Raw genomic sequence first — 2,230 nt, forward strand, 5'->3', positions numbered from 1 at the left:
TCGCCAAGGTGGTGTTGGTGGGGGCCGTCACGCCGATCATGGTCAAGACGCCAGCCAACCCCGACGGCGTGCCGATGGAAGTCTTCGACGGACTGCGCACGGCCTCGCTGAACGACCGGGCCCAGCTCTACCACGACATCGCCAGCGGCCCGTTCTTCGGCTACAACCGGCCCGGCGCGAAGCCGTCGCAAGGCGCGATCGATTCGTTCTGGCACCAGGGCATGCAAGCCGGGCACAAGGCCACCTTCGATTCGATCAAGGCCTTCTCCGAAAGCAACTTCGTCGAGGACCTGAAGAGGTTCGACGTCCCGACCCTGGTCATCCATGGCGGCGATGACCAGATCGTGCCGATCGAGACCACGGCCAAGGCCACGGTCAAGCTCGTCAAGGGCGCCAAGCTGATCGTCTACAGCGGCGGCCCCCACGGCATCACCGACACGCACAAGGACCGGCTGAACGCCGACCTGCTGGCCTTCTTGCGCGGCTGACGAACAATGCGGCCGGGCACCCCCAGCCGGYCGCATGCTCCTATACTGAATTCGGTGCCTGGGCGCCAAGCTGAGGGGCAACGTTGCCCAGCTTGACTTGGCAGCTAAAAAGGCGCGGCCCTCTCGGCTCACTGCGGAGGCGAATCATGCTCGCCAGAGTTCGGATTGCATTCCCGCTGATCGTATTGTTCAGCGCGGGCATCGCGTGCGCCGAACCCGTCCAGTTCCGAGTGGCGTACGAAGACAAGGACACGCCGGACCACACCGGCTCCGGCGATGCGGTACCGGAGGATCCCGGCATCCTGGTGGAGTTGGTCCGGCAGATCCAGCATCGGTTGCCTGATCTGCACATCTCGTTCTCGAGAAGACCATGGGCGCGCTGCTTGGCAGAGCTGGAATCCGGCGACGTCGACGCAATCTTCTCCAGCAGCTTCAAGCCCGAGCGGCTGAAGATTGGCGTGTACCCGATGAGAGATGGCAAGGACGACCCAACCTATCGGATCGATACCAAGTCATACAGCTTGTTCAAGCTGCGCGACTCGCCCGTCGATTGGGACGGCAGCCGCATCGGCAACGTCAAGACGGAGATCGCCGCCATGCGCGGTTACGCGATCGTGGACGATCTGAAGAAGATGGGCGTCATCGTCCGGGAGGTCAACAACTCGGAGAGTGGCTTCCGGATGCTGCTGGCAGGCCGCGTCGATGGCTTCGCCCAGTTGACCGAGGTGGGTGACTACACGCTGAAGAAGACCCCGGCGGCATTCAACGGTGTCGTCAAGCTGAGCCCGCCGCTGGTCGTCCGCGACTACTACCTGCAGGTCAGCCACCCCTTCCAGGCCAAACACCCCGCGCTGACCCTGGTGATCTGGAAAGCGCTCGCCGATATCCGGCGCACCGAGCTGGATCGGCTGACGGCCAAGTACATGCGGCTCTATGAGGAAGGACCGGTGGATGCCAGCCCTCAAGCTCCGGCGTCCAAGTGAGCGAGCAAGCGGACGGCTGCTCAATCGCTCGCCCGCCACTTCATGACAGACCGACCGCGCCGCGCCGGCCCCATCGTGGGGGCCGGCGTCGGTGGTCCCCCCACATCAATCGGTGACGATCTTGCCCTTGTCCAGCAGGTCTTGAATGATCTGCGCGTTGGTCGTGAAGCCGTTGGTCAGGTCCACGTTCTGCAGCACGATGGTCTGGTCTTCAGCCGTAGCCGTGTAGCCGCTGCCGAAGCCACCTGCGCTGGAGATGTGCACCACCGTGTTGCTGCCCACCTTTTCGAAGCTGATGTAGCTGCCCAGGTTGCCGCCGGCCTGGCTTTCGCCGGCCAGCAGGTCGCGCAGGTCCAGGCGGTCGCCGCCCGAGGTGTAGCCGCGGGTGTCGAAGTCGGTGATCGTGTCGACCGCCGGCGTGCCGTTGCTGCCGTGGTCGGCGAGTTCCCAGCGGAAGGTATCGGCACCGAGGCCGCCGGTCAGCGTGTCGTTGCCCGCGCCGCCTTCGATGCGGTCGGCCGCGCCGCCGCCGTTGAGGCTGTCACTGCCGGCGCCGCCGTGGATCACATCGCGGCCGTCACTGCCAGTGATGCTGTCGGCACCAGTGCCGCCGTAGGCTTCCTGGCCGGTGCGGATCATGTACTGGCCATTGACCGTCGGGTTCTCGATGATGTCCTGCAGTTCGGTCAGCGCCGGCGCGTTCTCGGTCTGGAACAGCGCCAGGTTGTCCAGGCTCAGCGTCTGGAAGGTGGCTGAGCT

At 64.9% G+C, this 2,230-nt stretch carries 3 protein-coding genes; 2 read left to right on the forward strand and 1 reads right to left on the reverse strand.

What is annotated here, in order from left to right; genetic code table 11:
- Both AC1DYI_RS33265 and AC1DYI_RS33270 read left to right on the forward strand, forming a co-directional pair.
- A partial coding sequence (locus tag AC1DYI_RS33265) for an alpha/beta hydrolase (protein ID WP_477208380.1) occupies nt 1-488 on the forward strand: 488 nt, incomplete at its 5' end.
- 146 nt (nt 489-634) lie between these two features.
- On the forward strand, nt 635-1,471 hold the full coding sequence (locus tag AC1DYI_RS33270; RefSeq protein WP_477208381.1) for a substrate-binding periplasmic protein: 837 nt from the start codon (nt 635-637) through the stop codon (nt 1,469-1,471).
- A gap of 105 nt (nt 1,472-1,576) precedes the next feature.
- Here AC1DYI_RS33270 and AC1DYI_RS33275 read toward each other — a convergent pair.
- Nucleotides 1,577-2,230 (reverse strand): type I secretion C-terminal target domain-containing protein (locus tag AC1DYI_RS33275; protein ID WP_477208382.1); only part of this gene is annotated, 654 nt, incomplete at its 5' end.

Source organism: Ideonella sp. P3_A4 (genome assembly GCF_056403075.1).